This window comes from Gemmatimonadota bacterium, assembly GCA_040388625.1.
GTDB lineage: Bacteria > Gemmatimonadota > Gemmatimonadetes > Gemmatimonadales > Gemmatimonadaceae > Fen-1247.
In genome coordinates this window covers 126,593-151,949 of sequence record JAZKBK010000006.1, presented here as the reverse complement: position 1 = coordinate 151,949, position 25,357 = coordinate 126,593, and the positions used below count along the sequence as shown (strand labels likewise).

The window sequence follows — 25,357 nt, the reverse complement described above, 5'->3', positions numbered from 1 at the left end:
ATTGGATCAATGGCGACCGCAGCAGCAGTACCCGCGAATGCCTCCGAATCGGAGGAGCTGAACCCCTTCCGCTGGATCATCCTGGCTGGTCTCATAACGGCGGCGATTATGGAGGTGCTCGACACCACCATCGTCAACGTCGCACTTCCCCAGATGGCCGGAAACCTCGGCGCCACGCTCGAGGAAATCGGTTGGGTTCTCACAGGCTACATACTATCGAACGTCGTCGTCCTACCCATGACGGCGTTCCTCACTGAAACCTTCGGCCGGAAAAACTACCTCACGGCGTCGATCATCATCTTCGTCGTTGCGTCGTTTCTCTGCGGCACCTCCACCAGCCTCACCGAGATCGTCATCTGGCGAATCGTTCAGGGCGCCGGTGGCGCAGCCCTGCTTTCCACCGCCCAGGCCACGATCCGCCAGATCTTCCCGCGCGATCAGCAGGGCATGGTCCAGGCGATCTTCATACTCGGCATCATTGTCGCCCCCACACTCGGGCCGACCCTGGGCGGCTGGATAACGGACAATTACAGCTGGAACTGGTGTTTCTTCATCAACATTCCGATTGGAATCGTCTCGGCGTTCCTGGTCAGCACGTTTCTCCACGACCCGCCCGGCAAGAGAGGCAGGGAAGGCGGGATCGATTTCGTCGGGATACTGCTGCTCATGGTCGGCGTGGGATCATTGCAGTACGTCCTCGAGGAAGGCAACCGCAACGACTGGTTCTCGGATTCGCTCATCCTGCGCCTCTCGATCGTCTCCGGTATCTGCCTCACCGTGATGCTCTGGTGGGAGCTGTCGTCCCGGAACAAGCATCCCGTGGTCGACTTCAGAGTTCTCAAGAACAGGCAGTTGTCGGCGTCGATCTTCCTCTTCATCGCGCTTGGCTTTGGCCTCTACGGCGGGACCTTCATCTTCCCGCTCTTCACCCAGACCATACTCGGCCTGACGCCGATGGACACCGGCCTCGCGCTGCTGCCCGGCGGTATCGCAACAGCCATCGCGGCAATCATCTGCGGCAAGCTTCTGAATGGGGCCAAGCCGCTGGTCGACGGCCGCATCCTTATAGTGATCGGCATCTCCATATTCACCGTCGCCATGTGGAAGCTGGGTCACCTGACGCCACAGGCGGGCGAGGGCGATGTCCGATACGCCCTCATCTATCGCGGCTTCGCGCTCGGCTTCCTCTTCACGCCAATCAATAACGTCGCCTATGGCGTTCTGGAGCCAAGCGAGGCGCAACAGGCCTCCGGCCTCATCAATCTCTCGCGCCAACTGGGTGGTTCATTCGGCATCGCGATTCTGAGCACTTATGTGACCACCCATGCCCAGATGCACCGGGCTGATCTGATCACAAATCTGTATTCGACCAACCCAGAGCTGGTCGCGCGCCAGCACAGCGTGATCGCCGGCCTCATGGCCCAGGGGATGCCGGCCGTAACCGCCGCCAGAACATGGTACGCCCTGCTCGAAGGCACCCTGGAGCGGCAAGCGTCCATGCTCAGCTACAACGACGCGTGGATCATGATCATGCTCACGTTCATTGTCGTCTCGCCCGCGGTGCTTCTCCTCCGGGCTCCCCGTCCGAGGAGCGGCCCAGCGCCCGACATGCACTAGCAGTTGCAGTTGCAGTTGCGGTCGTAGTTTCAGCGGGGGCCACGTATACCCGCCTCGCCTCATCGTCCACGACGGCGGGAACCCACCCGCCCGTCGTCCCAGTCAGCGCCTCGCTGCAGGAGCAAAACGATGGCACGCGAATGTGGGGCACGGTTGTATCCGTGCCTGTCACCTGAAATGCCATCGAAACCGGGTCCCCGGATCCGCACAACCTCCAGAGCCATCCCGCCGTCCAAGAAGAGACAATGACGGCACCTGTAACCGACATCACATCCGCGCGGTCCGAGCGAGAGCTCGTCACCCGCGCCGGCTCCGGAGATCCAGCCGCACAGCGCGATCTCTACGACCGGCATGTGGATCGTGTGTATCGAGTTGCCTTCAGGTTGGCCGGCGATGATGACGCCGCCCGCGACATAACGCAGGAAACGTTCATTCGCGCATTTGGAAGACTCGGGGAGTTCAGGCATGAATCAGCACTCGGTACGTGGCTGCACAGTATCGCGGTTTCCATCGCACTTGGCGCGCTGCGCAAACGAGCACGCATGGACAAACGACACGTTCCGCTCGACGCTGCCGCCGACGTCGGCGGCAACGATAACCACGCCGACGTCGATCTGCGGGAGCAATTACATGCAGCGATCGATGCCCTGCCAGCCGGATATCGCGCGGTGTTCGTGATGTACGAGATCGAGGGATTCAGCCATCAGGAAATTGCACGCACTCTTGGCGTCGCCGAAACGACATCCAAGGGACAGCTCTTTCGGGCGCGCGCAAAACTGCGCGAATCGCTCAAGCATTTCGCGAGGGACAGGCAATGAACGACGACAATTACATCCACGGGCAGGATCCGGGCGATCCACCGGAGCCAACGGTGAATGACGCCGAGGACAGGGAACTCGACGCGCTTCTTGCCCGGTTCGGCGCGGACTACAATCGGCCACCCGACATCGTGCCGCGCGAAGAGATGTGGCACGAGATAGGGGAGCAGGGCGGCCTCCGTGGATCGATCCGCAGGCGGCCAATATGGGGCGTGCTCGTGGCCGCCGGTCTCCTGCTCGGCGTCGGCATTGGAATCGGTGTGGAAGTGCACTCACGCGTCGGACCACACGCGAGTCCACTCGCGCAGAGCGCTCCGCAGAGCGCTCCGCAGAGCGCTCCGCAGAGCGTGCCCCAGAGTGCGCCTCAGGTAGCGGTCGCGGTGCCGCAGCCGCGCGATTCCACCATCGATACCGGCGACGCGACTGAGACCAGGAGCCTGCAACCGCTGCCGGCGCATACTCGCATCACAGCGAATCATGGAACGTATGCGACTGTCGACGGCGCGGCGGGATCGAACGCCGCTGCGCGCTCGCAAGCGTATACACTGGCGACGGTTCGCCATTTCACAGCGGTCGAGGCTTTGCTTACCTCGTACCAGACCGAGGCGCACGACGCGCGCGGTGACGCCGAAATGGCATCGTGGGCGCGTGCTCTGCTGTCGCAGACGCGTTTGCTGCTTGATTCGCCCGCCGCCGCCGATCCAGCGCGACAGAGACTATTGCAGGACCTCGAGCTCGTGCTCGTTCAGATGACCCAACTATCACCGGCGAACACGCCGATCGATCGAGAGATGATCGATGGATCGGTTCGCCATTCCGATGTCATAACGCGACTTCGTACCGCAGTACCGGCGGGCGTCGCAACGCACCTACAATAAGGAAGGATCGACATGAAGCTCTACATAATCTGCGCGATCGCGGCCTCGCTCTCGATTCCAGCGCCGCGAGCGTTCGCAGCAGCGGCTGCGGCAGATAACTCGGCCACACGCAGTGGTGCTACATCCGCGCTCTTCGGTCCGGCGACCGCCGATCCCGCTGACTCTCTGTATCGCAGCGCTCGCGATGCGCTCACCAAGGGCGACTACGATCGCGCTGCGAAGCTGTTCCACGAAGTCGGCGTACGCTATCCACAGTCGTCGCTGTTGCCGGATGCGATGTACTATGAGGCCTTCGCTCAGTATCGCTCAGGCGGCGCTGCGTCGATGCGCACGGCGCACAACATTCTTGCAACGCTCCAACAACGCTTCCCTGACTTTGGCCGACGCAGCGACGCCGCCACGCTCGCTACGCGTATATGCGGAGAGCTCGCGCAACAGGGCGACGCCACGTGTGCCGCAAGTATAGCCGCTCAGGCTTCCGGAACTGCTGCGAGCAGTTCCACCGCGCGCGGTGCTGCGTCGGCCAAGTGCGTCAATGAAGACGACGACGAGCGTGTTGCCGCGCTCAACGCGCTGCTGCAGATGGACGCGGATCGTGCCGAGCCAATCCTCGAAAAGGTACTTGCGCGACGCGATGAGTGCTCCGCCTCGCTTCGCAGAAAGGCTGTATTCCTCGTGGCCCAGAAGCAGTCGCCACAAGCGGTGGACGTGTTGCTGCACGTAGCACAGACGGATCCCGATGCCGATGTGCGCGGTCAGGCTGTCTTCTGGTTGTCGCAGGTGCACAGTGACCGCGCCGTGAGTGTGCTGTCGGACATACTGCACAAGTCTTCTGACCAGGAGCTTCGCGACAAGGCGCTCTTCGCGCTTGGTCAGTCGGCCGGCGAGCGTGGGACGAGCATTCTCCGGGCGTACGCGTCCGATGCGTCACAGCCAGGCGCGCTACGCGGCAAGGCGATCTTCTGGCTCGGCCAGCAAAAGGGCGGCGTGCCGAATGCGCAGTTTCTTCGGGACCTATATACAAAGCTCACGGACGACGACCTCAGGAACCAGACTCTCTTCGCAATTTCGCAGGGCTCGTCGCCGGATCGCGCCGAGTGGCTCCTGCAGCTTGCGCAGCGCAGTAATGAGAGCGTCGACAACAGAAAGCGTGCGCTCTTCCTCGCGGGACAGGCCGGAGCGTCGATTCCCCGGCTGACCCGCCTGTATGATGCGCTTCCGCCGGGCGAGCTTCGCGAGCAGATGATCTTCGTCTTCTCGCAAAGCCGCGACCCCGCCGCGCTCGACAAGCTTATTTCCATCGCACGCACCGACAAGGATACCGATTCGCGGAAAAAAGCCATCTTCTGGCTCGGTCAATCACACGATCCACGCGCAATCAAGGCCATTAGCGAGGTACTCGACAAGTGATAGGAGATTCGATTTTCCCCAGCGCGCGAACAATTCTCGCGCTCGCAGTCCTCGCGGCCACATCCGTCTCTGCCGGTGCGCAGTCAGGCCAATCGATCGCGGACCGCGTGCGTTCCGCGCCGGATGGAACAGTGCGGTTTACCTTCCGCGCACGTCCCGATGTATGCGGGTCGGGTAATTCCGTATATGTAGGCAATTACGGAAATCGCAACACCTCCGGACAACGCAGTACGGCAGATGTGGAATGGGACGCCGACTGTGGCCGCGGTCCCGTTCGTATCGTGCTCGACGTACACGATCACACGGTGACCGGCCTCAGATCATACGTCGGCGGTCGCTGGCGCACTGTGAATGGGGTCACCGATCTTGGCGATGTCGCGCCGCAGACAGCCGCGGCTTACCTCGTTGCACTCGCGAAGCAGTCATCTGTCGCAGTCGGGAAAAAAGCCATCTTTCCCGCCACGCTCGGCGATAGTGTCGTCATCTGGCCTCAGCTGATGCAGCTTGCACGTGACGCAAGCGTACCGAGCGAGACCAGACGTGACGCCGTCTTCTGGCTCGGCCAGATGGCTGGCGACACCGTTACGGCAAACCTCTCTCAGTTGGTTGCCGAGGACACCGTCGATCGTGCAGTCCGCGAGAGCGCCGTCTTCGCACTATCCCAGCAACCGCGCGGGGAGGGAATTCCCGCACTGATTCACGTTGCGCAGACCAATCGCGATCCGTCCGTGCGGAAAAAGGCGCTCTTCTGGCTCGGACAGTCGAACGATCCGCGGGCTCTTACAGTGTTCGAGAATATCCTGGCCGGCCCGGGTAAATCCGGGCGGCAATAGAACCATTTTGCGCGTCCTGACGTACATATTTCAGACAGATACGAGGTACGAATGTGCCCGATCAACCCTACTTAAGGACGCGCGCGATGTTCTCGCTCAACCGGTACGTACTCGGGGTCACGCTGGGTTTCGCAGTCGCGGTGTCGGCCGCACCCGCTGTACAGGCACAGCAATACTCCATAAAGAATATGATCAACTACAAGAAGCCATCCGAGTCAGAGCTGCGTAGCAAGCTGACTCGCGAGCAGTTCGATGTTACGCAGAAGGCGGCGACAGAAACGCCATTCCACAACGAATACTGGAATAACCACACCCCCGGTATCTACGTCGACATTGTTTCCGGCGAGCCGCTGTTCAGCTCCACCGATAAGTTCGATTCTGGAACGGGTTGGCCAAGTTTCACCAAGCCGCTCGTACCTGCGAACATAAAGACCGATACCGACCATCTACTCGGTTACGCCAGAACAGAAGTTCGCTCAGCGCACGCGAACTCCCATCTGGGCCATCTGTTCGACGACGGCCCCAAGCCGACCGGCAATCGTTACTGCATGAACTCGGCGTCGCTTCGCTTCGTCCCAGTGGATCAGCTCCAGGCGCAGGGCTACGGCGAATATCTGAGTCTGTTCAAGAAGTAACCGACGCAGCGGGTCTCTTCCGGGCCACGGATGGAATGGCAACGCTGAAGGGAACGTTCTTCCCTCAGGACGCTCCCGTCGCGCGCTTCGGCGACCGAATCTCCACCGTAGTCTCGAGCTCGTCGAGCGTCTGCAATATCTTCTGACGTAAATCGGCGCCAAGGTTTGGGTTCGAATCGAGGAACGAGCGCACCGTCTTAGCCGCTTCGGCTGTCGTCTGGCCGCCGATGAAGCCACCCAGCCACGATCCGATGAAGAAGATGCGTCGGTTACGCTGCAACCATGGCAGTGTATCCAGCGCGGGCTTGAGATACTTGAGCGTGAGAGCCTGCTGATCGATCTCGTTGAACGCGCCGAGGCTCGACGTAGCCCACTCCTCGTTGAGATTCGGGTCGCTCAGATAGCGTGTGAAGTACTCGCGCTTGACATTCGAGTCGGGCGTCGCTGCTCTGGCAATGAATGCATACCGCTTGCCCTCGCTCGTCGAGTCGCTCGTCGTTTCTGCTGCCAGCCTGCTCATCGCGGTGGGGGCACGTGTCGCGACGAGATGAGTAACAATCGCCCATCGCGTCGGCGCCTTGAGTGGTGCGCCTGCTGCGTTAGCACTGTCGAGAAGATGATCCAGATACTCGAGGCCAGCCGGCGTGTGTGTTACTCGGATCAGCGCATCCAGATTGGGCTTTCGGATCTCGTACGGTCGCGTGGAATCGCTCTCGACGGATCGGAGCGAGCTCTCCAATCCGGGTAGCAGTGCGGTCCGTTCTGTCGGCGACAGATACGCCTCCGCCGCGCGCGTTACATGTCGCAGTTGTGCACCCAGGATCTGCTCGTCCTGCTCGGCCGGCAATGCTCGCTCTGCGATCGAGATGAACTGAGCCGGCGTGAGGCCTCGGCGGCGCACCAGTTCCCACAGTGCGTCCCATCCCATCGCGCGTGTCAATGGATCTGTCAGTGTTCCCACGCTGTCCGCCAGCCAGTGACCGCTTGCCGAGTCGGGAATGACGAGTGCGTACGCGTTGTCACCGGCATTGGCGAAGACGAATTCCGGCGCCGGCGGGTTATTGGCGAACCGCGCGACGGTACTGTCGGAGGCCAGATTGATGAGCAGGCGATCGGTTCGCCCTCCGGGATATCGCAGCAGCACTTGCGTGCGGATCGGCCACGGCCCTGCACCGGAGATCGGTTGAGCTGGGTGCTGCGCCAGAGACAAACTCTCGAGCACGCCATCGCGCACATTCAGATGTTGATCGATGACCGGCATGCCAGGACGCAGGATGTAAGCCCCGCCCCACTTCTTGAGCGGAATCTTTGCCGCCGCTCCGACCGATGAGAGAAGATCCTGCCACGTCGCGTTACCGTAGGCGTGCAGTGCGAGATAATCATGCAACCCATGCCTGAACGCCGAATCCCCCACTAGATAGTTCAGCTGCTTGATGACGCCTGGCGCCTTGTTGTAGACAATCGCCCCGTAGTTGCTCTTCGCCTGGTCCAGATTCGCCAGCGATTGCCAGATCGGCGTGGTTCCTTCTGTTCGGTCGACGCCATAAGCGCTCGGCTTGTTCTGGAGGTAGAACGTCTCCCACGCATTCGACCGCGGCTCCAGCGACGCGCGCATCTTCGCCGCCATGTACGTCGCGAAACCTTCCTTGAGCCACAGATCGTCGAACCACTTCATCGTGACAAGATCACCGAACCACTGGTGCGCGACTTCGTGGTAGATCGTCGCCTCGCGGGAGATGCGCTGCGGCCTCGTCGCGCGCTCACGAAATATGAAGCTGTTCTCGTTGTAGAAGATCGCGCCCGGATGCTCCATCCCACCGAACGGAAAGGCAGGTGCCAGCACGAAGTCGAGTTTGGGCCACGGATATGGAAAGTTGAAATATTCCGCCAGCCAGTGCATCGCTCGACCGTTGGCTGCGATCATCGAATCGGCTTCTGCTTCCTTGGCCCGAGAGGCCCGCACGTACATCGTGATCGGGTGGCCATTTACTGAACGTGTGACGCGAGCCCATGGACCGGCTGCGAACGCTATCAGATACGTGCTGATCGGCTTCGTGCGCGTGAAGTGAATTGTCCTCGTAGCCGGAGACGAGTCGATACGTTGGACTGTTCCATTCGCGACTGCATTCCACTTCTCGGGAATGGTGAGAGTCAGCGCTGTGCGTGCCTTGATGTCCGGCTGGTCGAAGCAGGGAAAGAGTTGGTTTGCGTCCGAAGGCACCAGTAGCGTGTATAGATAGTCCGCGCCATCCGTTACGTCGTGATATCGAATCACACTCGCGCCTGCAGGGGCGATGAGTGCGGAGAAGCTCATCGATACACTGTTCTCTCCACGCCTGAGCGATGCGGCCGGGAGCCGGATGTGCATTCCGTTGCTGACATCCGGTGGCAGTGCCGCACCGTTGAGAATCACTGTGCCAAGATGCGGCCCGCGGAAATCGACTATCGCGTCACCCGTGCCCGACCGTGCGAATGCGATTGTGACATGACCGTGCGCGGTATCGTGCGCGGTCACATCCAGCGACAGATCGTAGCGTACGTCGCTGATTCTTGATGCGCGATAATCGGCAAGCTGCCGGGAGATGCCGGCGGCCATCAGAGCCGGCGCATTCGATGACGACACCTGCTGCGCCAGCATAGTGCTGGTGAGGAGGAGTGCCGGGCCGGCCGCCAAGCCGAAAACAGTGGAGAATCGCATCCAAGACGATGCCGCCTGGAGGCACCATTTGCAAGGTTGTCGAACGGTCGTTCGATAGAGGTCCGCGAATCTAACTGAAAATTGCGCCCCCGGACACGGAGTTAGCGCGCCTCTTGCACTTCCAGGCGCGGTAGGAATCGCTACCGAACCCATTCAGAGAGGCAAGATGTTCCGCATATCGACTTTGATCGCAGCAGCGACACTTACAGGTGCCCTGATCGCGAATCCCGCATCCGCGCAGGACACGATTCACCATGGCGGCATCAATGGCGCCGCCCGCGCGGTGAGTGGCGCCGCAAAGAGCACCGGACGCGCCGTCAAGTCCGGCGTAAAGACAGTCGGGAGCAAGACGCACAAGGTTCTGAAAAAGGCGGGCCGGAGCACCAAATCGACTCTATCGCATGCCGTCGGTGACACAATCCACGATCCGAACCACAAGCCCGGCGGACTCAACAAGGCGGCGCGCGATGTGAGCGCCTCGATCAAGCACGTCGGAAGGTCGGCAAAGGCAGGCGTGCATGAGGAAGCCAGCGACACGCACAAGGCCTTGCAGAAATCCGGCAACGACGTGAAGAAATCGGTCAAGGACACGTCGCACAAGTCGTAACCGCTAACGAGCGGTGGGGCGGGAATGCATCCCCCCACTCCCCACATGCAATAGATGGAGGAGCTGCAGGTGCACGTCGCCTACGCGGCGCGCACCTGCGCTCTGCGTCTTGCGTCCACGGCCCGTCGCTTTTCGTCTGGCGCACTGCCCGAAACGTGGAGCAGCTCTGACACCTTCTCGACTACAGCCTGTGTAGCTGCGCCGACAATCGCGTGGATCACGCCGTCCAGCGCGCTGCCTGCCGTTTCATTGATCTTCGTTGCTCTGTGCTTGACCTGATCGCGCACTTCGTTGACCGCGCGACTCGTCGCCCCGGTAGTCGCCAGCAACACTCCCGCTCCGAATGCAACTCCCACCAGGGTGAGCGGATGCTCGTCGACGACACGCTGCGGATCGACCTTGCGCTCGATCGCGGCGATCGTATTGCCGAGCCGCGCCCGTGTGTCGTCTATCTGGCGCCGGATCTCGTGGGATGTCTCAGCCATACCGCCGTCTCCTTGAGTGACTTCGTTGTTTCGCGCGGTGCGAGTGCCGACCCGGAGAATGACCGGCTGCTCCGCCACACGCACAACCAACCGATCGCGCCTAGTACCACCGCGACTATCAGCGCCCCGAGCCAGGCGCGATCGCCCGCCAGATACTGCGAAACGACCATGATGAGACACGCCACAGCTGCGGCTGCCGCGCAGAGCGCCAACGCGATACCGACCCCAAGCAGAATCGCTCCGCGTCCCAGCTCGAGCAGCGACTCCACTGTCTCCGCACGAGCGAGTCGAATCTCGTCGCGCACCAGTTCCGCGCCGCCTTCCGTCAGCTCGCTCAGTAGATCACCGAGCGAGCGGCCGGACGCGATATCGCGTACCGACGGCGCAGACATCGTTATTTCCTGGCTGCGCGGCCAAGCAGAAATCCGGCGCCAGCTGCAAACATCAGCGTACGCGCAGGATGCTCCCGGACCTGTTCTTCGAGCTTTGCCGTCAGCTCGTCCACGTTGACCTTGTTGATCAGGTTCGATGTGAGTTCGCTCGCCTTCGCCTGCAACTGACTCATTGCATCCTCTGCGCTCGCAATCCCATGGTGGGCTGCGTCCTTCACTTTTTCTGCTGTATCGGACGTCTGATCGACGCCGAGGCTCTTCGCGAATGAAACGTCGTCGGTGGGCCCGGCTGGTACTGTATTTCCTTGCGGCATGCTCGCGCCGTATCCTGCGTTCCCCGGGGTGTTCAGTTCAGGTGTCGTCATCGTACTCTCCGCAGTGTGAATGGAGTGTGAAAAGGAATGTGGATTCGGCGCGCCACCGCTATTCCGTCGGACAGCCCCGTGCCTCCGGCATTTGCCGCAGTGGCGGGCATACCACATGCCATAGCCGCGCCGCGCGCGACCCATCTGCACGATTGATCCAGCGGATTCTTGCGCCGAATAGCCGGATCTGGCGCGGGAGCTTATTTTCGGTTCACCCTCTTTAGGAGAGATACGCCGACTGCCATGCCGAGACGATTTGTCCTCACATTCACACCACTTGGTCGCCCTGGCTACAGAGTGGGCGAGTTTCCAACTGAAGAACGCGCCCGCGCCGCCGCCGAGCGCCATGGGGCACCTCCGAGGGGCGCAACGCCGCGCCCACCGCTGGAATGGGCGCCGGCACCACAATTCGGTGCAATCATGGCAATCGCGTCAACGGGAACGTTCGTCATCGCCCCGGCTTGACCGGACCATTCGCCGGTACGACTTCAACAGACTTGGCGGCTTTACCGTAGCACATCCATGTAGCAGCAGATCGCACTCACCCTCACAAGTGCAATGACCCATTCTCGCCGCGACTTCATCAAGACGGTATCCGCCGTTGCTGCCACGAGCGCCATTGGCACTCGTGGTCTCGGCACAGTCGACCGTCTCATCTCATCGACTGGCTCCTCCATCGGCGATCCGACCTATCGGGAGCTGACACAGGTCGCCCTCGATGCGGCCCGCGCCGCCGGCGCAACCTACGCCGACATTCGCATTTCCGCCCGACGCTCGCAGCGCATCAGCACGCGCGAGAATCGGCTGCAGGGCGCGGACGACAGCGACACACTCGGCTTCGGCGTACGCGCGTTATCCAACGGGGCATGGGGATTCGCCGCGAGCAACATCCTCACCAAGGACGTCGTCGCGCAGATAGCTCGCGATGCGGTGGCGATCGCCAAGGCGAACAGTGCGGTGCAGCTCAGACCGATCGTTCTCGCTCCTGCGCCAGCCGCGACCGGCGAGTGGAAGAGTCCCATCAAGATCGATCCGTTCGACGTTCCGATAACGGACAAGGTCGCACTCCTGCTCGACGCAAATGCCGCTGCACTCAAGGTTCAGGGTGCCAAATTTGTAACGTCGAACATGTTCTTCCTGCGCGAGGAGAAGACGCTCGCGACAAGCGACGGGACCTTCGTAGTCCAGACGATCTATCGCGCGCAGCCGTCGATGAATGTGACTGCCGTTTCGGCCGACTTTGCCGATTTCCAGAGCCGCCAGTCGAACGACGTCGCTCCGATGGGGCTCGGTTACGAATATGTCACCGGCGCGAACATGGTCGAGAACGCGACACGGTGGGCCAACGAAGCGGTGCAGAAGCTTTCTGCGAAGTCGGTCGACGTCGGTCGCTACGATCTCGTCCTGCACCCATCGCACCTCTGGCTCACGATCCACGAATCCGTCGCACACCCGACCGAGCTCGATCGCGCCGAAGGGTTCGAGGCCAACTATGCAGGCACGAGCTTCGTGAGTCCACCCGAGAAGATGCTCGGCAAGCTCAAATTCGGCTCGCCGCTCATGAACATCCGCGGTGACCGCACGCAACACGGATCGCTCTCGGCCATCGGCTGGGACGACGAGGGAGTCAAGCCTGATGATTTCATGATCATCAAGAACGGGATCCTTCAGGATTATCAGACAACCCGCGAGCAAGCGATGCAGCTCGACTGGTGGTACAAGAGCCAGGGAAAGCCGACGCGCTCGCACGGCTGCTCGTACGGTCAGTCCTGGCAGGATGTGCAGTTCCAGCGCATGCCCAATGTGTCGCTGTTGCCAGGCGAGAAGGACATCAGCTACAACGACATCATCGCAGCCACCGATCGCGGTATCGCGATCATCGGCGACGGCTCCTTCTCGATCGACCAGCAGCGCTACAATGCACAGTTCGGCGGACAGGTCTTCTACGAGATCAAGGGCGGCAAGATCGTCGGCATGTTGAAGGACGTCGCGTACCAGATGCGCACCCCGGATTTCTGGGGTAGCCTCGACATGATCGGTGGTCAGAAATCCTACGAGCTCGGCGGTGCATTCAGCGATGGCAAGGGGCAGCCGAGTCAGTCGAATGCGATAAGTCACGGCTGCGTTCCGAGCCGCTTCCGCAACATCAACGTCATCAACACCGGGAGAAAGGCATGAGTCGGCCGAAGTCGCTATTTGGTGCCGTACCAGCCGGCATCCTCACGCGCTCCGAAGCAGAAGCGCTCGGCAAGCGCGTTCTGTCATTCGCCAAGGCCGACGAGACTTCGGTCAGCATCAACAGCAACGCGCGCGCGAATACTCGCTTCGCCGTGAATCAGGTTTCCACCGCCGGTGATGATACCGACACGACGCTCTCGATCCGAAGCACATTCGGAAAGCGCTCAGCCAGTGTCACGACCAACAAGACGGACGACGCATCACTGGCCGCCGCTGTGAAAGCAGCCGAGGAGCTTGCGCGCCTGAGTGTGGAAGATCCCGAATCCATGCCGGGGCTCGGGCCGCAGACGTATCCACCCGAGCGTTCGCAGACCATCTCGTTCCCCGAGGCCGCAGAGCGCGCACGCGCTGTGAAGGCGGTGACCGATCGCGCGCGCGCCGCGGGATTCGTCGCAACCGGTTACATCGAGTCTCGCGTTGGCACACGCGCGCTCATCAATTCGCATGGGTTGTTCGCCTTCGAGCAGAGCGGTGGTTGCAGCATGACCGCGACAGTGCGCACACCCGACGGCACCGGCTCTGGCTGGGGCGGTGCCAACGCCAATGACTGGTCGGGGATCGACGCCGATGCGGTCGGAGCAACGGCCACGGAAAAAGCAGGCAAGTCCCGCAATCCGGTCGCGGTCGAACCCGGTCGCTATACCGTAGTGCTGGAGCCGACAGCTGTCGGAAATCTCATCCCGATCATCGCCTTCTCCGCACAGGCCCGCTCGGCGGACGAAGGGCGATCGTTCTTCTCCAAGCCCGGTGGCGGAAACAAGATCGGAATGAAAGTCGCTGACGAACGCGTTACTCTCGTTTCCGATCCAGCAGACAATATCGGCAGCAGCATCACCGGCGACGGTCGTCCGACCGAGAAGGTCGTGTTCATCGAGAACGGAATTCTCAAGAACCTCAATTACGATCGCTTCTGGGCGCAGAAGCAGGGCAAGCAGCCAACAGGTCTCGCCTTCGGCTGCATGCGCCTCATGGGTGGAGATTCATCGATCCCGCAGATGATCGCGAGCACCGAGCGTGGAATTCTCGTTACGCGTTTCTGGTACATTCGCCCCGTGGATCAGCGCACCATTCTGTTCACGGGTCTCACACGCGACGGAACGTTTCTGATCGAGAACGGCAAGGTGACGCACGCGATCAAGAACTTCCGATACAACGAGTCCCCGATCTTCATGCTCAACAACGTCGAGGCATTCGGCGCGCCGGTACGAGTGAGCGCAAGTGAAGACAGCAGCCCCGGTGCGGCAATCATCATGCCGCCGCTCAAGGTCCGTGATTTCAACTTCACCAGTCTGAGTGATGCCGTGTAGCACTTGATTGGCGGTAGTGCGCGAATGCATTCGCGCACTACCGCTCGGTCACCCGTACACCCGCTGCTCATACCCGAGCACGCAAACGGCCACCACCGTAACTCCCGCCAGCAATCCGGCTATTACATCGGTCGTCCAGCGACAACTGTCGCCGCGTCCGGTGCAGCTGTCGGCAAAGCGGTGCGATGTTTTGCCCAATCCTGCGGGCTCGGGCCACAGCCAGTTCCAGCGTGTGATGGAAGATTGCTTCCCGACCTCCGGAGAGCATCGACGATCCATCGTGACGACACTGGCATTCATTCTTGCGGCAACACTTGCCCCACAGCAATACCAGCCTGGAATTCGACACGACTCGCTACTCGCTGAGCCGGTAATTCTCGAAGTTCGAATCGGTACCGCTGCTTCGGCCGTCGTCGTCGCGCGCCGAATTGGCGACGCAGCTCTGCTTCCAGTGGCCCCTGTACTTGCGCTCGCGCAGTTTCGTAAAACAGACGCGTCCAACGAGTACCTGCCAGCCGATTCATTGGCGGTGATGCTGCACGCATCGATCCTCGTCGACTGGGACGATCTCACAGCCACCATCGTCGACGATGGGGGATTGCCAGCAAGCCGTCGCGCCGCACGCGAGAAACGGCGCGCTCTGCTGGACGCCGCCAAACAGGATCTCGACGCGCCGCACGCAATAACCAGAACAACGCCGCTGCTGCCGTCCACCCTGATCGTCGACTACGACGCGACGACATCCAGCATGAGTGCGACTGCGCAGCCGAACATACACCTCGGCATGGGCGCCAACTTCCTCCGTGGCGCACTCGACGTCGATGTGCTGAGTCCGTTGAATCGCCGTCCTGGGATTGTCGCCTGGCACTGGGATCGAGAGCTTGCCGGCACCTTGCTTCGTTATGCCCGTGTCGGGCGAGTGCCCCTCGGCGACGGCACTGCGATCGGCGCTGGAATATTCCTCTCCACCCAGCCGGTCATCCACGACGACGCCCCGCCCGTTGCACTCGTTGGTGCCACCGGCCCAGGTTGGGATGTCGAAGCTTACCGCGACGGCGTGCTCGTGTACTCCGGCCGCACGGATTCGACGGGAACGTACGCGATCTCGATGCCAACCTCTCGTGGCTCCAACCGTCTTACCGTCTCAGCGTACGGCACAGCGGGCGAAGAACGATCGGTGACTCGCTACGTATCGGTCGCCGACAATGCGTTGCCCGCGCGCACTGCTGTGTACAACGTCGCGATTGGGCGCTGTGAGATCACGACCTGTGACTACGCAGCGGAGTCGACGCTTAGATACGCACCGTTCCCGCGTGTTACGACCGGAGCAGGTCTGCGCCTGTCGACCGGATCGCACCGCACGATGATCGAGCCCTCGTTGCTCCTGACGACGCACCTGCGCGACGACCTCAACGCATCTTTCCGTTACGCGAGCGCATCGACGAACGCCGACCTGCGCTATGCACCGTCGCCGATGTTCGATGCCTTCGTTACATATGCGAACAGGCGGCTTGCATCGATGTCAGCGCTATCTCCCGTCCGCTATTCCAACGCAACGGCGACTGCGATCTGGCGCATCGCTCGAGCGGGATATGCCGCGAGCGCGACTCTCGCCATCGCAGGCTACGGGCTGACGGATACGCAGCGCCTGCGCCTTTTCATGTCGCTGCCTCTCGGATCCCTGTATCTGCGCCCGTTCATCGATGTCGCGCGTCAGTTCAACGGGGCTTCGACCTCGACCGGGCGAGGTCTGTTCGCGGAATCGCCGATCCCGTTCCTGTTCCCGCTCGGTAGCCGCCTCCGTTCGGGATTTGCGACTGGCGGAGCCGGTGACAACTACATCACGATCTCCACCCCAGTCGCGCGCTCCGGGCGACTCGATTTCGGAGTGGAGTGGCCAGCCAGTGCCGCCGCGCCGCGCCTCACCGTGTCTATCGACATGCTGACACGTGCGGCCAGATACGAGGCGCGTTCCACGGCTGGATCCAATGGGTCGACCTTGCAATCGTTGAGTGGATCGGTCGTTGTGATGTCGAGTGCGCACATCGCGGCGTTGTCGCCGACGCAGCTCCGTGGACGCGCGAGCATCGGCGGGCTGCTGTTTCTGGATGAGAACGACAACGGAATCCGGGATGCGACCGAGCCCGCACTTCCGGGTATTTCGATCTCCACCGGCGACGTACAGATCGAAACGGATTCAGTCGGCGCGTATCGGCTCGATGACGTGATCCCTTATACCACGGTCACGCTGAGCGTCGATTCGCTTGCTCTTCCAACACCCGGCATGACGGTCCCGGCGGTGCGAGTGACTCCTCTTCCCAACGGCGTCACACGTGTGGATCTTCCGATTACGAGCCGGTGCTCACGCCTTCTGTCGGGCTTCTGCGGCGGTATCGGCGGACTCCCGCAGCACACGCAGCGCCGCGACCCGCCGCCCATCCATGGCGACCACCTCGAGACCGGCATTCGGAATCCGAACCCTGTCACCCACGCGAGGGAGCCTCCCCAGACGCGCGAATACATATCCGCCCAGCGTGGACCAGTCTCCCTCGGGGATCTCCAGCTCGTAATCCGACCGTGCATCGATGAGTGACAGAGTGCCGGCCAGCTCGAGCACGCCGTTCATCTCAAGCGAGGTCCGTGCAGCCATGTCGTACTCGTCGGTTATGTCACCCATAACCTCTTCGACCAGGTCTTCGATAGTTATGATGCCGGCCGTCCCACCATACTCGTCGATGACCACCGCCATGTACGCGCGCGTTCGTCGGAGATCGTCCAGCACCCGCTCAGCCGCTCGGCTATCAGGAACGTACAGCGCCTCCCGCATCAGCTCCGATAGCTTGAACGGCGAGCTCTGGTCGCGAAGCCACAGATCCTTGGCGAGAAACACGCCGACTATGTCATCCAGAGTTTCGCGATACACCGGGTACCGCGAGTACCGCTCGGTGCGCAGCACGTGCAGCACTTCCTCGGATGTCAAATCGATGTCGATCGCGACGACATCGGTCCGCGGCCGCATCACGTCGTGCGCCCGCTTCTGCTTGAAGTCGAAGACGCCTGCAAGCATCGCTCGCTCGGATTCGTTGAGCTCGCCGTGCGCGTGCGAGTGCATTACGAGCGTTCGTAGCTCGTCAGGCGAGTGCGCCGGAACCTCATTCTCGACCACCGCGTGCATTCCGAATGCACGTGCAACCAGACTGGCGATCGAGTTGACGACGATTACGAACGGGGTGAGGATCTGGCCGATAAGGCGCACCACCGGCACCGCATATTTGCGGGCAATATGCGGGTGCTCCCGGGCGACCGCTCTCGGCACCAGCTCGCCGACTACTATATGAAGAAGGACAGCGAGCGCGAACCAGGCTGCCCCGCCCACCACACCGAGGCCGACCGCGCTGAGCGAGCTTCCGATTCGCGCGGCGGTGGTCGGCGTGGATCGTCCGTCCTCCTCGTCGACTGGAATGCTCAAAGCGGCTTCGGCAGCCGCGAAGATCGCGCTCACCGCGACGAGCACGACGATCCAGATCAACCTGGTCGCCAAGGTGCCAGCCCAACTATGGTCTTGTAAGTCTGTTGGCATTCCGTGTCTAAATCTACCGGAACCGTGCCCGATCCGACCGAAGTCGGTACTCGAACAGTCGTTCTAATCCTTCTTCCGCGCGAACGCGTGAGGCCAGGTTTTCGATGGCCCCGTCCACAGGGCTCCCGCGTAGGGGACGGCGCAACGACACGATTCCGTTGCACGAGCCCGCCGCCCATCGTCAACCTATTGCAAAATGCAATACCGCACTCCGCAATCAGTCGCTGCGATATCGAGGTCGCGCCCGCCACAGCTCCCCGCTCGCCGGATCCTCTGGTGGCTATATGTCGCGCGCCTGGCCGCGGCGGGCTCTGTCTACATCGCTGCCGTTTATTCGTGGCAGTACGCCTCCCGCGCCGATACGCTGTTGGCGTCGCTGATCTTCGCCGCCGCAATGCTGTTTACGGGGCTGTCCGCTCTGTACACCCATGTCTATCGCCGCTCGATAGCGATCGCTGTTCTCTATTCCCAGGCCATCTTCGACGTCCTGCTCGTCACCGCGATGGTGCACCTGACGTGGCAATCGACCTCGTCTCAATTTGCCCCTCTCTACATCCTCGTCATCGCCATAAGTGCGCTGCTCCTGCCAGCGCGCGGCGTCACACTGATCTCGGCACTCGCGATCCTGCTGTACGCAGGAGAGGGAGTTCTGATTCAGGGCGACACGGTGGGAATCGGCGTCTTCCTTCAGTTGGCCATATTCGCCGTCGTCGCGCTCGGGAGCGGGTACATCGCCTCCCGTTTACGCGCTCAGAGCGCCGGCAGTGAAGCCATGGCCGAAGAGCTCGCTCGCTTCCGTCTGCATCAGGGTGAAGTCGAGCGGCTTCATCTGCGCGCAGAGCGTCTGGAAGCGGTCGCCGAGCTCGGCGCTTCGATGGCACATGAGATAAAGAATCCGCTCGCTTCGATCAGAAGCGCGGTCGAGCAGTTGGGATTGTCCGCCCAGACCTCCAGCGACGACCGTGTTCTCACATCGCTCGTGGTGCGCGAGTCCGACCGACTCGCCCGGCTGCTTACCGGGTTCCTCGATTTCGCCCGCGTCGACGTCCCGTTCACGCGTCGCCTCGATCTGCTGAGTGTCGTGCGCAACGCCGCCGAGCTGGCATCGTCTCATCCGTCACGCCCCCAGGGAACGCGGATCGAGTGCGATTTCGCTCGTACCTCGATGGAAGTAAGTGGCGACGAGGACATGCTGCACCGCGCCTTCTTCAACCTGGTGCTGAACGCCTTGCAGGCATCGCCCGATGATGGAGTCGTGCGGATCGAAGCCGCGACACTGCTTCCCCAGCAGCTCGATTGGCGCGCCGCTGCTTTCGAGAGCGGCGCGATCGCCGTGCGTGTCATCGATTCGGGTCCTGGAATCACGGACGCTGCGCGTCCCAAGCTGTTCCATCCGTTCTTTACCACCAAGCCGGGGGGAAGCGGGCTCGGGCTCGCAATCGTGCATCGTGCCGTTGAGGCACATCACGGAGTCGTAGTGGTCGACAGCGATGCTCGCGGATCACGGTTCACCGTCCTATTCCCACGCACATGACACCCACTGCGCCCACAAGAGCACCCAGTGTACTGATCATCGACGATGAACAGGGTATCCTGGACGTCATTCGAATCCTGCTCACCAACAACGGCTTCGTGGCGCACACCGCTCAGGGCGGGCGGGCCGGGATCGAGCAGATCGGGGCGATCGAGCCCGACATCGTCATCAGCGACATACGCATGCCGGATGTGGGTGGTGCGGATGTGCTGTCCGCCGCACGTACTGCCAATCCCGAAACACCGGTGATTCTCATGACCGCGCAGGCGACGCTGCAGTCCGCCATGCACGCGGTGAACGAGGGCGCCTTCTATTACATACAGAAGCCGTTCCGCAACGATGAGCTCCTGGCCATCGTGCATCGAGCTGCCGAACACCGTGCCCTGCGTGTGGAGAACCGCACCCTGCGACAGGAGATTCGCAAGCGCGATCGGGAGAATTCACCCATCGGGCAGAGTGCCAACTGGTTATCCGTGCTTCAGCTCGCCGCGACCGTCGCACCCACCGATTCGACGGTGCTGCTGCAAGGTGAATCCGGTACCGGCAAGGAAGTTGTCGCACGCTACATCCACGAGATGTCCGGCCGCACTGGCAAGCCGTTCCTCTCCGTAAACTGCGGTGCGCTGCCGGAGAGTCTGCTTGAGAGCGAGCTGTTCGGACACGTGAAGGGATCCTTCACCGGCGCGGTGAAGGATAAGACTGGCCTCATCGCAGCGGCGATGGGTGGCACGTTCTTTCTCGATGAAGTCGGCGAGATGACGCCGGCGACTCAGGTGAAGCTCCTGCGTACGCTGCAACAGCGTGAAGTGCTCCCTGTCGGCGCAACCGAGGCGATTCCCGTCGATGCGCGCGTCATAGCAGCCACCAACCGCGATCTGGAGCGCGACGTGAAGACCGGGCAGTTTCGAAGCGATTTGTATTACAGACTCAACGTGATTGCGATTCATCTTCCGCCGTTGCGTCAGAGAAGGGAAGACATCCCGCTGCTGGTGGAAGCCTTTCTCATGCGCGCCAAGGATCCCAACAAGTCTGTAAGCGCCGAAGCGATGAGCGCGATGTGCGAGTACGACTGGCCGGGAAACGTGCGCGAGCTGGAGAACGCACTGGAGCGAGCGTCGATCGTTACGAGCGGTCCTGTGATCATGCCGGACGCGTTACCCGAGCGCGTTACGAGCAAGTCCGGCGAGCATCTGGTACGGGACGCCGAGCGGCTCGATCCGACGCTGGACGTGATCGAGCGTGCCTACATCAAGTGGGTGCTTGAGACCAACGGCGGTAACAAGACGCGGGCCGCCGAGGTGCTGGGGATCGATCCGTCCACGCTGCACCGGAAGCTTCAGAAGATGGAGGGCTCGGCATAGCCACTGTACAGGATTGCGACATTGCGAAACGCCAGAGAGATTGCAGAATGCGCTGGCACATTGCCGCTCCAGACGTTTACTAAAGTTCGCAAGTGCTTTGACGATAATGAGTTACAAAGCGGTCACCAGTTGGCGCGACCGTTGCCATTACGCTGCCCGATCACCGCAGCAGCGGCATCCCACGACTCCTTAGGAGATTCATTAATGAAGCGCAACGTGAAAGGATTTACCCTGATCGAGCTTTTGATCGTCGTCGTGATCATCGGCATCTTGGCCGCGATCGCGATCCCGAAGTTCGCAGCAACGAAAGAGCGCGCATACGTCGCGTCGATGAAGACGGACCTCAAGAATCTCGCGACGGCTGAAGAGGGCTATGCATCCGCCAACAACGGCGCCTACTTCTCGCATACCTTCACGGCACCGAGCGATACGACCAACGGGTTCTCGCCTTCAGTAGGAAACACTATTACCGCGACGGCCGACGCCGGCCCGCCGACCGCATGGCATGCGCTCGCGGTTAGCACCCAGACCACCAAGCAGTGCGGTATGCACACGGGCGCAACGCCTGGCCTTGCTGGAACGGATACGACCTCTGGTGCTCCATACTGCCAGCCGTAATCGACGCGAGCTAGCAATCCTACTTGAACGGCGGCCAGTTGGCCGCCGTTCTTTTTTTGCGTAGGTAGACGCGCCTGCGTGGGTGTGGCTCTGATGGAGTCGGGTTAGCTAGCAAGATGCATTCATGGGGCTGAAGTGATCCGTCCGCCGCGTTTTGGATCAGCCTCGCGCCGCCGTGTCCGCTATACCATGGCGACATGCAAAATCGTCATTCGCAGTTACGTCACGGGTTTGTCCTCGTCGAAGCCGTCGTCGCACTCGTCATAATCGGCGTAATCTTCCTCGGGCTCGAAGGATCGCTGACGCTTGTCTTGCGCAGCCTTGCTGACTCCGAACGGCAGGCCACCGCAATGCGAATCGCTGAGACGCAACGCGAGCGAGCCTTCGTTCTCGGCTGCGTCGCAGGCGCCGGCTCTGATTCCGTGAACGCCGTCGCGGCGGATTGGTCCGTGTCGCCCACGGGTGCGCTGGTTCACATCACCCAGACAGTTCGGTTCGCTCAGCGATCCGGAGCACGTGTCGAGCATTACACCGCGACCAGCGCCTGCCGCTGAGGCTGCAGGCGCACGGGATTGCAACGAAATGACTGTGTGCCGTCCGTTCGGCTTTATCCCTCCGCTCACGCCGGTAGTACTGTATCGGCATGTCGCATCCGGATCGATCAGACGAAGCGTACCCAGGCGCAGCAACCCCGCGTATGCGATCGATACACGCACGCCGCGCGGTATCACTCGTCGAGCTTCTGACGGGGATCGTCGTTGCGGCGCTCGTCGTACTGATGGCGGTTTCGCACGTTGTTCGCCACCAACGGATCTACGACGCGATTGCAGCCGGCATCGATCTGCGCACGCGACTCCGCGACGCGTCCGATCTGGTCGCCGCCGATCTGCGCGGCAGCTCCTCAGCGGGGGACAGCATCCTCTTCGCCTCCGACACTGCAGTGGAATTCTATTCGGCGATCGGGTCGTCGACGGTTTGCGCGGCTCCGACCTCCGCGCGAATCACCTTGCCACCCGACACTCTCGCGAGCGGCCGCACGCTCTCCAGCTGGGTTACCACCCCCGATACCGGTGACTACGTGCTCATCTTCAAGGACTCGTCATCCGCGTCTCCTGCGGGCTGGACGCGCGCGCGCATCGCTTCGTTCGTAACCACGCCGACATTCACCGGATGCCCCCTTTCAGCAGGCCTGCTGTCCGCGAGCGACGTCGGGTCAGGCCGTTCATACGAGATATCCCTCACGTCGGCGTTGACCGCTGGCGTGCACCGTGGACATCCAGTGCGCTTTATCCGGCGCGTCCGGTACGACGTTTATCGAGGCGGCGATGGTAAATGGTATCTGGGCTATCGCCGATGCACCGGCGGGTGTGCACCGGTCCAACCGGTGAGCGGCCCGTACGAAGCCGCTGTGGGCCCGCCGATCAAGTTCAGATATTTCACGCACACCGGTGCCATTCTCGCAGGCACCGGGCCCACGACCGATGTCGCGCGCGTCGAGATCGTATCGCGTGCGAGATATCAGCGCCCCGTACGGTTGCCGGGACTCGCCGCGCCGCTCGTCGCCGATTCGGCAACCGTGACCGTTGCCATCCGCAACAGATGACGGTCACGAATATCGGGACGGTGAGGCCGGATCGACGCGGCTTCGCTCTCGTCATCGTACTGCTCCTGATGATACTCGGCAGCGCGCTCATGTTCGGTGCGATCAACGGTGCTCTCACCGAGACGGAAACCGCCAGAGCCGGCACACTCCAGCGCCAGGTTCTGATCGGTGCAGAGTCCGAAGCGTGGAACGCGCTTGCGGCCGCCGACGCCCGCACCCTGCGCTACCTCCCGCTCGGACCCGTCGGAGCCACCAGTCGTAGCGATGGAAACATCGTGCTCAACGCAACGGTGGAAAAGGTCGATACTTCGATCGTATGGATAGTCGCGACAGCGACAATTCATGGGGGAAGCCTGGCAGCCCGTCACCGGGTTGGCATTACCGCGCTGATCCCGCACGATACCACCGATTTCTCGCTTCACCCGGTACCGGATCGAGCCTGGGTGGAGTTGTTCTGAAAACGTGACCTTTTGGGCCGACCAGTCGTATTGACCTCGATAAGAGTTGCGTAACGGACTTCCCGTCCGAACTCAAGATGGAGTCGCATGTCCTTTTTCGGCCGCAGTAAGACAACGGTTGGACTCGACATCGGCTCTGGACTCATCAAGGTCGTGATCATGGATCACGCCCGCGGGGTTCCGGAGCTGGTGAAGGTTGCCGTTGCACCACTTCTTCCGGACGCAATAGTCGAAGGAGAGGTAATGGATCCACGACTGGTGTCGGATGCGATTCAGGAAGCAATGGAAAGGGCGGGTGTCAAGGCGACTCAGGTCGTCACCGCTGTCGGCGGACGCGACGTCATCATCAAGCGCATCCAGACCGAGCGTGTCAAGGAACAACAGGCGCGCGAGCTCATGCGCTGGGAAGCTGAGCAGCACGTCCCGGACGTCGAATCGGTCGAGCTGGATTTCCAGGTTCTCGACGATGATGAGGGTTCGAATCCCGAAGAGATGAGCGTGCTGCTCGTCGCGGCCAAGCGGGAGCTGGTGGACGCAAAGCTCCGCATTCTCGCCGAGGCCGGGCTTACCCCGAGCCTGGTGGATGTCGACGCCTTCGCGTTGCACAATGCATTCGAGCTGAACCATCCCGAAGCGATGCGCGGCGCCGTGGCGCTGGTAAACGTCGGCAACGAAATAACGAACGTCAATGTTCTGGACAACGGCGTGCCGATCCTGACGCGCGACCTGGCTGTCGGGACTCGTCGTTTTCAGGAAGACCTTCAACGCCATCACGGACTTGCAGCGGACGATGCGGAGCGCATGGTGCGTGGCTACGATCGTACCGCTCAGCTCGACGCCGTCCTCGAAGCTCGCGGAGAGGAAATAGCCGTCGGTGTCGAACGGGCGGCAGCCTTCCTGGCCGCATCGGCGCGCGGCGCGCCGCAGGTTCGCGCGATCTACATCTGTGGCGGTGGGTCGCGGGTTCCGGGCCTCGCCGACGTGCTTGGCCAACGGCTTCACCTCAAGGTCGAATACGCCAACCCACTCGCGAATCTCCACGTACGCGACGGTGCGCTCTCGCACTTCACCATGGACGAGATCGCGCCGCTCCTAATGCTTCCCGTGGGGCTCGGCCTCCGCAAGGCATCATGATAGAGATCAATCTTCTGCCCGGCGCCAAGCGCACCACTCGTCGTGGTGCTGACTTTGCTCCCGGCGCGGCCATCGCGAGTCTTGGCGCGAACCTGAAGGACAAGTACCTCATATTTGCCGTCGCTGGCGTGGTACTGGGGCTCGGCGGAATCGCAGGCATGTACCTGTTGCAGGCGAGGCAGCAGAGTGCCGTGGACACACGTGAATCCGCGGCTGCGACGGACTCCGCCCGCTTTGCCGCTGTGCTCACTGCGCGCAGTCATGCAGAGACGGCGCGTGACTCGGTATATCAGCAGCTTGCCATCATCAAGTCGATCGATGATACGCGGTACACGTGGCCGCACGTGCTCGAGGCCGTAAACCTCGCCGTGCCGCAGTACACCTGGCTGGTCTCCATAACTCAGACGAGTGCCGTCACTACGACCGCAGCAACGATCGGTGACACGTCCGCCGCTGGAAAGGCCAAGGTGGACAGCGCCAAAAAGACTGGCGGCATGAAACAGGCTTCGGCGGCGGCTCGAAAGGCTCGCGCTGACTCGCTGTTCAACGGAGTTGCGAACGCGATGACGTTCCGCATCGTCGGCCAGACGGTCGACGTCCAGGCTCTCACGCAATTCATGAAGAGCCTCGAGGCGTCTCCGTTCATCAAGAATGTACAGCTGACCCGCTCCGACCTCGTTACGGCCGAGGGCAAGGAAGTGACAGAGTTCCAGCTCGAAGCACAGACCGAAGTTCCGCCTGCGCATATGCTGCAGACAGTTCCCCTTTCAATAGCGGTGCGCTAGC

At 61.6% G+C, this 25,357-nt stretch carries 22 protein-coding genes; 16 read left to right on the top strand and 6 right to left on the bottom strand.

Annotated features, from left to right (window positions below):
• Positions 1-9: 9 nt before the first annotated feature.
• The 6 genes from V4529_14260 (at position 10) to msrB (ending at position 6,191) form a co-directional block, all read left to right on the top strand.
• Positions 10-1,617 carry a DHA2 family efflux MFS transporter permease subunit gene (locus tag V4529_14260; GenBank protein ID MES2359493.1) on the top strand — a complete coding sequence of 536 codons (1,608 nt, stop codon included), beginning with the start codon at positions 10-12 and terminating at the stop codon, positions 1,615-1,617.
• Positions 1,618-1,862: 245 nt separating this feature from the next.
• The gene (locus V4529_14255) at positions 1,863-2,435 is read left to right on the top strand and encodes a sigma-70 family RNA polymerase sigma factor (protein MES2359492.1); all 573 of its coding nucleotides are present in this window, start codon (positions 1,863-1,865) and stop codon (positions 2,433-2,435) included.
• Positions 2,432-3,313, top strand: a complete 882-nt coding sequence (locus V4529_14250; GenBank protein ID MES2359491.1) for a hypothetical protein — start codon at positions 2,432-2,434, stop codon at positions 3,311-3,313. Before V4529_14255 ends, V4529_14250 begins: the two co-directional genes overlap by 4 nt.
• Positions 3,314-3,325: 12 nt before the next feature.
• On the top strand, positions 3,326-4,723 hold the full coding sequence (locus V4529_14245) for a HEAT repeat domain-containing protein (protein MES2359490.1): 1,398 nt from the start codon (positions 3,326-3,328) through the stop codon (positions 4,721-4,723).
• Positions 4,720-5,556, top strand: coding sequence for a HEAT repeat domain-containing protein (locus V4529_14240; protein MES2359489.1), 837 nt, complete (start codon positions 4,720-4,722; stop codon positions 5,554-5,556). The genes V4529_14245 and V4529_14240 overlap by 4 nt, the downstream gene beginning before the upstream one ends.
• An 86-nt stretch (positions 5,557-5,642) precedes the next feature.
• A complete protein-coding gene (gene msrB / locus V4529_14235; protein ID MES2359488.1) occupies positions 5,643-6,191 on the top strand; it encodes a peptide-methionine (R)-S-oxide reductase MsrB in 549 nt (182 codons plus the stop codon).
• A 64-nt stretch (positions 6,192-6,255) separates the two neighbouring features.
• Here msrB and V4529_14230 read toward each other — a convergent pair whose 3' ends face one another.
• Positions 6,256-8,865 carry a M1 family aminopeptidase gene (locus tag V4529_14230; GenBank protein MES2359487.1) on the bottom strand — a complete coding sequence of 870 codons (2,610 nt, stop codon included), beginning with the start codon at positions 8,863-8,865 and terminating at the stop codon, positions 6,256-6,258.
• A gap of 190 nt (positions 8,866-9,055) precedes the next feature.
• Between V4529_14230 and V4529_14225 the strand changes: the two genes are divergently transcribed.
• Positions 9,056-9,496: a hypothetical protein gene (locus V4529_14225; GenBank protein MES2359486.1), complete on the top strand. Its 441-nt coding sequence runs from the start codon at positions 9,056-9,058 to the stop codon at positions 9,494-9,496.
• 80 nt (positions 9,497-9,576) lie between these two features.
• Here V4529_14225 and V4529_14220 read toward each other — a convergent pair whose 3' ends face one another.
• Genes V4529_14220 through V4529_14210 form a run of 3 tightly spaced genes read right to left on the bottom strand, consistent with a single transcriptional unit; the run spans position 9,577 to position 10,738 of the window.
• Positions 9,577-9,981 carry a DUF3618 domain-containing protein gene (locus tag V4529_14220; protein MES2359485.1) on the bottom strand — a complete coding sequence of 135 codons (405 nt, stop codon included), beginning with the start codon at positions 9,979-9,981 and terminating at the stop codon, positions 9,577-9,579.
• Complete coding sequence (locus V4529_14215; GenBank protein ID MES2359484.1) at positions 9,945-10,373, bottom strand: phage holin family protein; 429 nt, start codon at positions 10,371-10,373, stop codon at positions 9,945-9,947. The genes V4529_14220 and V4529_14215 overlap by 37 nt, the downstream gene beginning before the upstream one ends.
• A gap of 2 nt (positions 10,374-10,375) precedes the next feature.
• The gene (locus V4529_14210; GenBank protein ID MES2359483.1) at positions 10,376-10,738 is read right to left on the bottom strand and encodes a hypothetical protein; all 363 of its coding nucleotides are present in this window, start codon (positions 10,736-10,738) and stop codon (positions 10,376-10,378) included.
• Between the two features lie 558 nt (positions 10,739-11,296).
• On the opposite strand from V4529_14210, the gene V4529_14205 reads away from it, so the two are divergent.
• Both V4529_14205 and V4529_14200 read left to right on the top strand, forming a co-directional pair.
• Positions 11,297-12,916, top strand: coding sequence for a TldD/PmbA family protein (locus V4529_14205; GenBank protein ID MES2359482.1), 1,620 nt, complete (start codon positions 11,297-11,299; stop codon positions 12,914-12,916).
• Positions 12,913-14,283, top strand: a complete 1,371-nt coding sequence (locus V4529_14200) for a TldD/PmbA family protein (protein ID MES2359481.1) — start codon at positions 12,913-12,915, stop codon at positions 14,281-14,283. The genes V4529_14205 and V4529_14200 overlap by 4 nt, the downstream gene beginning before the upstream one ends.
• 2,362 nt (positions 14,284-16,645) lie before the next feature.
• Here the strand turns inward: V4529_14200 and V4529_14195 are convergent.
• Positions 16,646-17,824, bottom strand: coding sequence for a hemolysin family protein (locus V4529_14195; protein MES2359480.1), 1,179 nt, complete (start codon positions 17,822-17,824; stop codon positions 16,646-16,648).
• Between the two features lie 235 nt (positions 17,825-18,059).
• On the opposite strand from V4529_14195, the gene V4529_14190 reads away from it, so the two are divergent.
• The 3 genes from V4529_14190 to V4529_14180 are packed head-to-tail and all read left to right on the top strand — an operon-like array spanning position 18,060 to position 21,376.
• Complete coding sequence (locus V4529_14190; protein MES2359479.1) at positions 18,060-19,397, top strand: ATP-binding protein; 1,338 nt, start codon at positions 18,060-18,062, stop codon at positions 19,395-19,397.
• Positions 19,394-20,758, top strand: coding sequence for a sigma-54 dependent transcriptional regulator (locus tag V4529_14185; GenBank protein MES2359478.1), 1,365 nt, complete (start codon positions 19,394-19,396; stop codon positions 20,756-20,758). The genes V4529_14190 and V4529_14185 overlap by 4 nt, the downstream gene beginning before the upstream one ends.
• A 21-nt stretch (positions 20,759-20,779) precedes the next feature.
• Positions 20,780-21,376 carry a prepilin-type N-terminal cleavage/methylation domain-containing protein gene (locus V4529_14180; GenBank protein MES2359477.1) on the top strand — a complete coding sequence of 199 codons (597 nt, stop codon included), beginning with the start codon at positions 20,780-20,782 and terminating at the stop codon, positions 21,374-21,376.
• A gap of 218 nt (positions 21,377-21,594) precedes the next feature.
• On the opposite strand, the gene V4529_14175 is transcribed toward V4529_14180, so the two are convergent.
• Positions 21,595-21,903, bottom strand: a complete 309-nt coding sequence (locus V4529_14175) for a hypothetical protein (protein MES2359476.1) — start codon at positions 21,901-21,903, stop codon at positions 21,595-21,597.
• Positions 21,904-22,073: 170 nt separating this feature from the next.
• Here V4529_14175 and V4529_14170 point away from each other — a divergent pair, with 170 nt between their 5' ends.
• The 4 genes from V4529_14170 to V4529_14155 all read left to right on the top strand — a co-directional run bounded on the left by V4529_14170 (position 22,074) and on the right by V4529_14155 (position 25,356).
• A complete protein-coding gene (locus V4529_14170; GenBank protein MES2359475.1) occupies positions 22,074-22,979 on the top strand; it encodes a hypothetical protein in 906 nt (301 codons plus the stop codon).
• Complete coding sequence (locus V4529_14165) at positions 22,976-23,437, top strand: hypothetical protein (GenBank protein ID MES2359474.1); 462 nt, start codon at positions 22,976-22,978, stop codon at positions 23,435-23,437. The genes V4529_14170 and V4529_14165 overlap by 4 nt, the downstream gene beginning before the upstream one ends.
• Positions 23,438-23,524: 87 nt before the next feature.
• A complete protein-coding gene (pilM, locus tag V4529_14160) occupies positions 23,525-24,571 on the top strand; it encodes a type IV pilus assembly protein PilM (protein ID MES2359473.1) in 1,047 nt (348 codons plus the stop codon).
• Positions 24,568-25,356 carry a PilN domain-containing protein gene (locus V4529_14155; GenBank protein MES2359472.1) on the top strand — a complete coding sequence of 263 codons (789 nt, stop codon included), beginning with the start codon at positions 24,568-24,570 and terminating at the stop codon, positions 25,354-25,356. The genes pilM and V4529_14155 overlap by 4 nt, the downstream gene beginning before the upstream one ends.
• Position 25,357: the final 1 nt, after the last annotated feature.

Bases quoted from the DNA above. Each gene is read 5' to 3' on its own strand.
- V4529_14175 (MES2359476.1), bottom strand. From the start codon at position 21,903: ATGCTCGACACGTGCTCCGGATCGCTGAGCGAACCGAACTGTCTGGGT.
- V4529_14200 (MES2359481.1), top strand. From the start codon at position 12,913: ATGAGTCGGCCGAAGTCGCTATTTGGTGCCGTACCAGCCGGCATCCTC.
- V4529_14155 (MES2359472.1), top strand. From the start codon at position 24,568: ATGATAGAGATCAATCTTCTGCCCGGCGCCAAGCGCACCACTCGTCGT.
- V4529_14210 (MES2359483.1), bottom strand. From the start codon at position 10,738: ATGACGACACCTGAACTGAACACCCCGGGGAACGCAGGATACGGCGCG.
- pilM (MES2359473.1), top strand. From the start codon at position 23,525: ATGTCCTTTTTCGGCCGCAGTAAGACAACGGTTGGACTCGACATCGGC.
- V4529_14205 (MES2359482.1), top strand. From the start codon at position 11,297: ATGACCCATTCTCGCCGCGACTTCATCAAGACGGTATCCGCCGTTGCT.
- V4529_14260 (MES2359493.1), top strand. From the start codon at position 10: ATGGCGACCGCAGCAGCAGTACCCGCGAATGCCTCCGAATCGGAGGAG.
- V4529_14220 (MES2359485.1), bottom strand. From the start codon at position 9,981: ATGGCTGAGACATCCCACGAGATCCGGCGCCAGATAGACGACACACGG.
- V4529_14255 (MES2359492.1), top strand. From the start codon at position 1,863: ATGACGGCACCTGTAACCGACATCACATCCGCGCGGTCCGAGCGAGAG.
- V4529_14170 (MES2359475.1), top strand. From the start codon at position 22,074: ATGCGATCGATACACGCACGCCGCGCGGTATCACTCGTCGAGCTTCTG.
- V4529_14225 (MES2359486.1), top strand. From the start codon at position 9,056: ATGTTCCGCATATCGACTTTGATCGCAGCAGCGACACTTACAGGTGCC.
- V4529_14185 (MES2359478.1), top strand. From the start codon at position 19,394: ATGACACCCACTGCGCCCACAAGAGCACCCAGTGTACTGATCATCGAC.
- V4529_14165 (MES2359474.1), top strand. From the start codon at position 22,976: ATGACGGTCACGAATATCGGGACGGTGAGGCCGGATCGACGCGGCTTC.
- V4529_14215 (MES2359484.1), bottom strand. From the start codon at position 10,373: ATGTCTGCGCCGTCGGTACGCGATATCGCGTCCGGCCGCTCGCTCGGT.
- V4529_14250 (MES2359491.1), top strand. From the start codon at position 2,432: ATGAACGACGACAATTACATCCACGGGCAGGATCCGGGCGATCCACCG.
- V4529_14190 (MES2359479.1), top strand. From the start codon at position 18,060: ATGCAATACCGCACTCCGCAATCAGTCGCTGCGATATCGAGGTCGCGC.
- V4529_14245 (MES2359490.1), top strand. From the start codon at position 3,326: ATGAAGCTCTACATAATCTGCGCGATCGCGGCCTCGCTCTCGATTCCA.
- msrB (MES2359488.1), top strand. From the start codon at position 5,643: ATGTTCTCGCTCAACCGGTACGTACTCGGGGTCACGCTGGGTTTCGCA.